Consider the following 5630-nt stretch of genomic DNA (forward strand, 5'->3'; position numbering starts at 1 on the left):
TAGATCGCGGCTACTTTGAAATAAATCAAGGTGTAAGAGAAAGCAGCAAAGGAACTTTTACTTATCTAACTATGAGGATTACTCCTAAAGGACAAGCCTACATTATTAATCGACTTAAGAAAGAACAACAAGATTTAGCAATCTAACTCTATCTCAATTATGTAAAAAATAATTTACACATTCTAGTAGATAAAAGGTACAAAACCAGAAGGAGGAAAGCACATGAAACTTGGCTACACATTAGCCAGGGCTCGGAATTGGAAGGGTTACACACAAGAGCAACTATCTATGGAACTACCAATGAGTCGTGAAGCAATAAGCAAGGCTGAAACTGGAGCTAGAAAAATCCCTAAGGAACTACGCAGTAAGGCGGCCGAGGTTTTAGATCACCCATTCCTTACCATGGCAATTGCATTTGAAGACACAGGGGGAGCGTGGGTTCCCGAATTAGATGGGGATAAGGTTGATTTACATCGTTCAAGCGTTAGAAGCAAAACAATCGAGGAATTAGAAGAAGCGATTGAAGCCATTAAAGGTGTTTGCTTAGCTAATCATCCAGAGTACATACATGAGCATGAAAGACAACAATTAAAGAAAGCATTAATGGAGGCAATAGACGCGATTATAGCGTTAAGTCATTTCGTAGGAATTATATGTCTAGAATACAGCTTTTCTTGGCTGGGGTTATGGAAAGAACAGCGTCTCAAGCTCAAATCTAAGGGTTTTGTGAAAGGTCGAATCTAATGGACAAGATTCTTTTATTAAGACAATTAAAGGCAGCATTTTTAGAAATTGAAACAATAGATCAACTTGTAATTTTTAAGAAGTACGCAAAAGCACTTTATACCAAATAGGAGGTTTAATTATGAGATTAGCAGCAAACATTAAACTATTTCCAGCTGAAATGAGCATGGTTAGAAGATCCACAAGATTACTAAGTGATCATCTTACAGGATGGAATAAAAGACTTTTCGATTCTACTACATTAAAACGAGTAAATGAGTCAACAGGAACACTTGTTATGGACGGAATGGAATTAAAAGATGTTGCGAGGGCGTTAAGAAAGCAAGGATGGTTTTTCTATAACTCAGGGCTTAAGTCAGAAGCAAAGATTTATTTTGAATTAGCTCAATGGATTAAAGAACAAAGATTTCAATTCCAAAAAGAAAATGGTCCAAAAATAAAAACAGCCGTCAGTGCTGGTACACTAACAGCTGCCATCGTATAGGACGTTTAACAATTTCATTTTACCATAACTGGTTAATGAACAGCAATAGACTTCGGTCTCTGCTGTCGGACCTAGGAGAGCCTACACCTACCCCTATCTCTCTCTTAGGCCGGACAGTGCAGATCGCACTAGAAAGTAGGTGAATTTATGGGAGAACATGTGGCTGGAACTATTCAAGTGAAAGTGTGTGCCAGTGAAGATATGACTAACGATTGGTTAACTACTAATGCCGATTTAGAAGTCATTGACATCAAGTACACAGGAACTGATGAAAATGACAATTTTATGATCATCTACAGAAAGGAGGACTAATGATGTGGTCAAAAACAGGAAATTGGTCGCCATCAGAAACGTTTTATTTAGTAAATCACGTTCCTATCGTTGGTGCAGAAGAAACTGCGCGTCGACTTAATCGAAAGGTAGAAGAAGTTGAAGCAAAGTTTGAAAGAGAACAACAAAAAAACTGCCACCGAGCAGGGTGACAGTTTCTTGGGATGTGTTTGAAAATTAATTTAATTCCATTATATGCAGTTATCAACATTTTATCAACAAAAGGAGGAAGTAAGCAGTGAAAACAGAGATTAAGTTACTGCAGTTAAACCTGAAGAACTTCAAGGGTGTTAAACAGTTCACTCTTGATCTACAAGGTGAAAACGCAAAAGTGTACGGTGACAACGCCACTGGAAAGACCACAATGTTTGATGCTTTCATCTGGGTTCTTTTCGATAAGGATAGTCAAAACAAAAAGGATTTTCAGCTTAAAACCCTTAGCGGAAAAAATGAAGCGGTTCACGGGTTAGATCATGAAGTAGAAGCAACTTTTAAAGTGAATGATCGTACTCTCACTCTAAGAAAAGTCTTTTCTGAAAAGTGGACTAAGAAACGCGGGTCAGCATTATCAGAGTTTACTGGTCACACAACGGATTATTACATCGATGGAGTGCCAGTGAAATTGAAAGAGTATAAAGAGCAGGTTGATAGCATTGTTCAAGAAGATATTTTCAAACTGTTAACCTCACCATCTTACTTTAATGAGCAACTTAAATGGCAGGATCGCAGAGCATTATTACTAACTATCTGCGGTGATATTACTGACCAGGAAGTTATTGATAGCAATAAAAGCCTTTCACAATTAACCAAAGTCTTGAATGGCAAAACCATTGAGAATCATCGGAAAATGGTTGCTGCTAGAAGAACAGAGATAAATAAAGAGCTGGATCGCATTCCAATTCGAATCGACGAAGTTCAAAGGTCCATGCCAGATACATCTGATCTAAACGAAGAAGAACTTCAGCAAGAACTTTCTTTCCTTAAGAATCAGATTGAAGAAAAAGAATCTGAAGTCAGCCGAATTAAATCTGGTGGCGAAATTTCTGCAAAAGAAAAGAAGCTTCGAGAAGTAGAAGGGGATCTTCAGCAAATTAAAAATGAACTTCAAGGAAAATCACTTGAAGCAATGTCTGCAAAACGACAGGAGTTATCATCAATCCGGTATGAAGTGGAGAATACGGATTTGCAAATCAGAACTAAAAGAAACCGTATTGCCAGCAATAACAAATCGATTCAGAACTCTACTGATTTAACAGATCGTTTGCGCAAAGAGTGGCATGAAGTTAATGAAAAAGTTTTCGAATCTCATCATGCTGAAGATTGTCCTACATGCGGACAAGCCCTACCTAGCGAACAAGTTCAAAATGCGCATGAAAAGGCACTAGCTCAATTCAATCTGGATAAAGCACAGAGACTAGAAAGAATAAATGCTCAAGGAAAAACGGAAGCTGGTGTTGTTGAAGGGCTAAAGACAGAAAATCAACAACTTGAAAATGAGATTGCGAAGCTTGAAGAATTCGTTCAATTACAAACTTCTGAGATAGAACGAGTTCAAGATGAAGTGTTAAACCTTCAAGCAGGAGTGAAGAATGTAGACTCGGATCCATTGTATATCAACAAGAAGAAAGAAGCTCTTTCAATTGAAGAATCCATACAAAATTTACGTTCGTCCGTTCAAGAATCGGTTTTCAAAGTTAACCAGGAGATTTCAGCTCTTAAGACGGACATGAATTTTTTAGAACAGGATAAAGCAAAATTTGCTCAAGTTAAGCTTTCTAAGCAGCGTATTGAAGAACTAGAAGAGCAAGAACGTGGTCTTGCTGCTGAGTTTGAAAAGCTGGAACAAGAACTTTATCTAACAGAAGAATTTATTCGCACTAAAGTTAATCTCCTAACAGAAAAAATTAACTCCAAGTTCAAATACGCTCGGTTTAAGTTATTTGAAACACAGATCAATGGTGGTCTTTCTGAAACATGCGAAACCCTTTATGAAGGTGTTCCTTACAATGGCGGCTTAAACAACGCTGCTCGTATCAACATTGGATTAGATATCATCAACACTTTAGCAGAACATTATGGTGTATCAGCTCCAATCTTTGTAGATAACAGTGAGGCTGTAACTCAGCTGATCGACGTAAATTCACAGGTTATCAGTTTAGTAGTATCAGAGGCTGATAAGAAGCTTCGAGTTGAGTACGGACAAATGCAGGAGGCGATCTAATGAGTAATTCAAACCAATTAGCAATGGTAAAAAAAGATACCGTTGATATAGTGGCAGCTAAAGTAAAACAGTTTCAAGAGGCTGGGGAGCTCCACTTCCCAGCTAACTATAGCCCTGAAAACGCGATGAAGAGTGCTTGGTTGATTCTACAAGCAACTAAAGCAAGTAAAAACGATAACTATGCGCCTGTACTTACACATTGTACAAAAGATTCAATCGCCAATGCTTTACTCGATATGGTGGTTCAAGGACTCAATCCGGCAAAGAAGCAAGGCTACTTTATCTGCTACGGTAAACAGTTAGCATTCCAGCGTTCTTATTTTGGCACAATGGCCGTTACTAAACGGGTTACGAATGCAAAGTCTATTGATGGCATGGTGATTTACGAGGGTGACGATGTTGATTATGAAATTGTAAATGGTCGTGTGGTTAACCTTAAGCACAAACAAAAATTTGGAAACATCAACAAAGATAAAATTTTAGGTGCTTATGCCACTATCGAAATGCCAGATGGTGAAATTTACACAGAAATCATGACAATGGATGAGATCAGACAAGCCTGGAGCCAATCACAAATGTGGGGCAAGGATCAAAAGAAAGAAAAACAAGGTAGCACACATGATGATTTTAAACAGGAAATGGCTAAGAAAACTGTTATAGGTCGCGCTTGTAAGAAATTCCTAAATTCAAGCGATGATGGCTCTCTTGTAATGCAACATATCAACGGATCTGATGAACGGTCAGAAGAAATAGAAGTTCAAAAAGAAATAGCTGAAAACGCAAACTCTGAATACATCGATGCTGAGTATAACGAAATCATTGAAGATCCTGAACCTCCTAAAAGAGAACATCAAGAAGAAAAGTCAAAACCTGAACCGGAACCAGTAAGTGCAGGCGGACCTGAGTTTTGATCGAGATAAAATCATTTGGAAGCTCTAGCGCGGGGAACTGCTATTACATCACGGACGGCAGAACCCCATTGCTTCTGGAAGCTGGTATCAAGTTCAAAGAGGTTCAGCGACAATTAAACTTTCAAACTACCTCAATAGCAGGCTGCCTAATCAGTCATGAGCATGGCGATCACTGTAAAGCGATTAAAGAGGTACTGAAAGCCGGAATCAACTGTTACATGTCACCAGGTACGGCAGGAACGTTAAACATACAACATCACAGAATACATACAATTCCTGCTAAACAGCAGTTTCGCATTGGAACATGGAATATACTTCCCTTCGACGTTCAGCATGACGTAGCAGAGCCATATGGCTTCTTGTTAACAAATGAATCAGGTGAAAAGGTCTTGTTCGCAACAGACACTTACTACATTCGTTACAAGTTCAAAGGTCTCACTCACATTCTAGTTGAGTGTAACTATTCAATGGACATATTAGATGCAAACATCGCTCTTGGAAGAACACCGGCGGTTATGAAAAAACGATTAATGAGATCTCACTTCAGCCTGGAGAACGTAAAAGAATTTCTAAAGGCTAACGATCTAAGCACGGTTCAAGAAATATGGCTGCTCCATCTTTCGGATTCGAACAGCAATCAAAATGAATTCAAGAAAGAAATCATGCAGCTAACTGGGAAAGTTGTGTATGTACCCTAAATATGAAGTTGAAATACCTCACTTGTACTTAGAGCTTACAAAAGGCTATAGCACACGAGGAACGATGTTCAAAAGGTACGTTATGAGTTACATCGAGAGAAACTACCCAAACTATAAATTTATCAAAATTGAAGGCATGAAAGTCTTATGTGAAAGAAAGGGGCAAGAGGGTCATGAAGAACGGTAAAAAGCCTAATCGCCAGCAGCAAGCACTCATCGAGTACAACGGTTTAAATCCTCAA

9 protein-coding genes are annotated in these 5630 nt (G+C 38.6%); all 9 read left to right on the top strand.

The window, feature by feature from the left end; translation table 11 throughout:
- Positions 1 to 146, top strand: a 146-nt coding sequence (locus AWM68_RS09305) for a phage antirepressor KilAC domain-containing protein (RefSeq protein WP_197468154.1), incomplete at its 5' end; no start/stop codon positions are given.
- Between the two features lie 76 nt (positions 147 to 222).
- Positions 223 to 744, top strand: coding sequence for a helix-turn-helix transcriptional regulator (locus AWM68_RS09310; protein ID WP_066240369.1), 522 nt, complete (start codon positions 223 to 225; stop codon positions 742 to 744).
- 121 nt (positions 745 to 865) lie between these two features.
- Positions 866 to 1228 (top strand): hypothetical protein, encoded by a 363-nt coding sequence (locus tag AWM68_RS09315; protein WP_066240372.1) that lies wholly within the window; start codon positions 866 to 868, stop codon positions 1226 to 1228.
- A gap of 147 nt (positions 1229 to 1375) precedes the next feature.
- Positions 1376 to 1540: a hypothetical protein gene (locus AWM68_RS21390; RefSeq protein WP_156488366.1), complete on the top strand. Its 165-nt coding sequence runs from the start codon at positions 1376 to 1378 to the stop codon at positions 1538 to 1540.
- On the top strand, positions 1540 to 1710 hold the full coding sequence (locus tag AWM68_RS21395; protein ID WP_156488367.1) for a hypothetical protein: 171 nt from the start codon (positions 1540 to 1542) through the stop codon (positions 1708 to 1710). The genes AWM68_RS21390 and AWM68_RS21395 overlap by 1 nt, the downstream gene beginning before the upstream one ends.
- Before the next feature lie 86 nt (positions 1711 to 1796).
- Positions 1797 to 3779: an AAA family ATPase gene (locus tag AWM68_RS09320; RefSeq protein WP_066240374.1), complete on the top strand. Its 1983-nt coding sequence runs from the start codon at positions 1797 to 1799 to the stop codon at positions 3777 to 3779.
- The gene (locus AWM68_RS09325; RefSeq protein ID WP_066240376.1) at positions 3779 to 4690 is read left to right on the top strand and encodes a recombinase RecT; all 912 of its coding nucleotides are present in this window, start codon (positions 3779 to 3781) and stop codon (positions 4688 to 4690) included. The genes AWM68_RS09320 and AWM68_RS09325 overlap by 1 nt, the downstream gene beginning before the upstream one ends.
- The gene (locus AWM68_RS09330; protein WP_066240379.1) at positions 4687 to 5388 is read left to right on the top strand and encodes an MBL fold metallo-hydrolase; all 702 of its coding nucleotides are present in this window, start codon (positions 4687 to 4689) and stop codon (positions 5386 to 5388) included. Before AWM68_RS09325 ends, AWM68_RS09330 begins: the two co-directional genes overlap by 4 nt.
- 173 nt (positions 5389 to 5561) lie before the next feature.
- Positions 5562 to 5630, top strand: a 69-nt coding sequence (locus AWM68_RS22130; protein ID WP_419865580.1) for a DUF6906 family protein, incomplete at its 3' end; no start/stop codon positions are given.

The sequence above is a fragment of the Fictibacillus phosphorivorans genome, from assembly GCF_001619875.1.
Lineage (GTDB): Bacteria > Bacillota > Bacilli > Bacillales > Fictibacillaceae > Fictibacillus > Fictibacillus phosphorivorans_B.